Source organism: Sphingomonas sp. P2_B6 (assembly GCF_056404755.1).
This window is the reverse complement of record NZ_JBFUDK010000030.1, coordinates 1-2,500: the sequence shown is the minus strand read 5'-3', so window position 1 is coordinate 2,500 and position 2,500 is coordinate 1. Positions and strand designations below refer to the sequence as shown.

Here is a 2,500-nt window from a genome sequence, read left to right as displayed (position 1 = left end):
CTGAATAGGGCGACTAAGTTTGATGTATTAGACCCGAAACCCGGCGATCTAGGCATGACCAGGATGAAGGTGCGGTAACACGCACTGGAGGTCCGAACCGATTAACGTTGAAAAGTTACCGGATGAGTTGTGTTTAGGGGTGAAAGGCCAATCAAGCYGGGAAATAGCTGGTTCTCCGCGAAAWCTATTTAGGTAGTGCCTCGGATGGACACCGCAGGGGGTAGAGCACTGGATGGGCTAGGGGGTCGCGAGATCTACCAAACCTAACCAAACTCCGAATACCTGCGAGTGATATCCGGGAGACAGACGGCGGGTGCTAAGGTCCGTCGTCAAAAGGGAAACAGCCCTGACCTACAGCTAAGGTCCCCAAGTCGTGTCTAAGTGGGAAAGCATGTGAAACTTCCAAAACAACCAGGAGGTTGGCTTAGAAGCAGCCATCCTTTAAAGAAAGCGTAACAGCTCACTGGTCTAAATAAGAGGTTTTGCGGCGAAGATGTAACGGGGCTCAAGACACGCACCGAAGCTTAGGGTTCATCGCAAGATGAGCGGTAGCGGAGCGTTCCGTACGCCAGTGAAGGGATCTGGTAATGGATCCTGGAGGTATCGGAAGTGCGAATGCAGACATGAGTAGCGATAAAGAGGGTGAGATGCCCTCTCGCCGAAAGACCAAGGGTTCCTGCGCAAGGCTAATCCGCGCAGGGTGAGCCGGCCCCTAAGACGAGCCCGAAGGGGGTAGTCGATGGGAACCACGTTAATATTCGTGGGCCTGGTGGTGTGTGACGGATCTCGTGAGTTGTTCGCCCTTATTGGATTGGGCGGGCTTCGAAGAGGTTCCAGGAAATAGCCCCACCGTATAGACCGTACCCGAAACCGACACAGGTGGTCAGGTAGAGTATACCAAGGCGCTTGAGAGAAGTGTCCTGAAGGAACTCGGCAAATTGCCTCCGTACCTTCGGAAGAAGGAGGCCCTCACTCTGCGCAAGCAGTATGAGGGGGCACAGGCCAGGGGGTAGCGACTGTTTAGCAAAAACACAGGGCTCTGCTAAGTCGGCTTCAAGACGACGTATAGGGCCTGACGCCTGCCCGGTGCCTGAAGGTTAAGTGGAGTGGTGCAAGCTGCGAAATGAAGCCCAGGTAAACGGCGGCCGTAACTATAACGGTCCTAAGGTAGCGAAATTCCTTGTCGGGTAAGTTCCGACCTGCACGAATGGCGTAACGACTTCCCCACTGTCTCCAGGACATGCTCAGCGAAATTGAATTCTCCGTGAAGATGCGGAGTACCCGCGGTTAGACGGAAAGACCCCGTGCACCTTTACTGCAGCTTCAGAGTGGCATTAGGAAAGAACTGTGTAGCATAGGTGGGAGGCTTTGAAGCGATGGCGCCAGCTGTCGTGGAGCCATAGGTGAAATACCACCCTGTTGTTTTCTGATGTCTAACCTCGATCCATGAAACTGGATCAGGGACCCTCTGTGGCGGGTAGTTTGACTGGGGCGGTCGCCTCCTAAAGAGTAACGGAGGCGCGCGAAGGTTGGCTCAGGACGGTTGGAAACCGTCTGTTAGAGTGCAATGGCATAAGCCAGCCTGACTGCGAGACTGACAAGTCGAGCAGAGACGAAAGTCGGTCATAGTGATCCGGTGGTCCCTCGTGGAAGGGCCATCGCTCAACGGATAAAAGGTACGCCGGGGATAACAGGCTGATAACCCCCAAGAGCTCATATCGACGGGGTTGTTTGGCACCTCGATGTCGGCTCATCACATCCTGGGGCTGGAGCAGGTCCCAAGGGTTTGGCTGTTCGCCAATTAAAGTGGTACGTGAGCTGGGTTCAGAACGTCGCGAGACAGTTTGGTCCCTATCTGCCGTGGGCGTCGAAATTTGAGAGGAGTTGACCCTAGTACGAGAGGACCGGGTTGAACATACCTCTGGTGTACCTGTCGTTTCGCCAGAAGCGCAGCAGGGTAGCTATGTATGGACGGGATAACCGCTGAAAGCATCTAAGCGGGAAGCCTCCCTCGAGATAAGATTTCATAGAGCCGTCGGAGACCACGACGTTGATAGATCGGATGTAGAAGTGCGGTAACGCATGGAGCTAACCGATACTAATTGCTCTATTTGCGCTTGAGAGTCCCACCATCAACGACAATCCTGGGTTCAGATCCAGCACTGTCCGCGATCGTCGGATGATTGACAGCAACGCCTAATAAACAACTACACCTGAATTCAGGCTAAAGCGTGCATCGATTTTAAGGGAACCCATCAAAGTATCACTTTGATGGGACCCTAAAGAACCGTTTTTCGAGATAAACCCCTAACCGGGTTTGCCCGCGGTCAGGAAACTGACCGCGAGYTGTCTCACCGGCCTCATTGCTTGGTGGCTATAGCGTCAGTGCCCCACCCGATCCCATCCCGAACTCGGCCGTGAAACCTGACTGCGCCGATGGTACTATTGCTCAAGCAATGGAAGAGTAGGTCGTCGCCAGGCATTGAAGCCGGTGAAACAA

General features: G+C 53.9%; 2 rRNA genes (1 of these 2 cut by a window edge). Both read left to right on the top strand.

What is annotated here, in order from left to right:
* A 23S ribosomal RNA gene (locus AC1DX5_RS23895) occupies window positions 1-2,122 on the top strand (it extends 674 nt beyond the left edge of the window).
* Window positions 2,123-2,366: 244 nt separating this feature from the next.
* Window positions 2,367-2,481, top strand: a 5S ribosomal RNA gene (gene rrf / locus AC1DX5_RS23890).
* The last annotated feature ends 19 nt before the right edge of the window (window positions 2,482-2,500 follow it).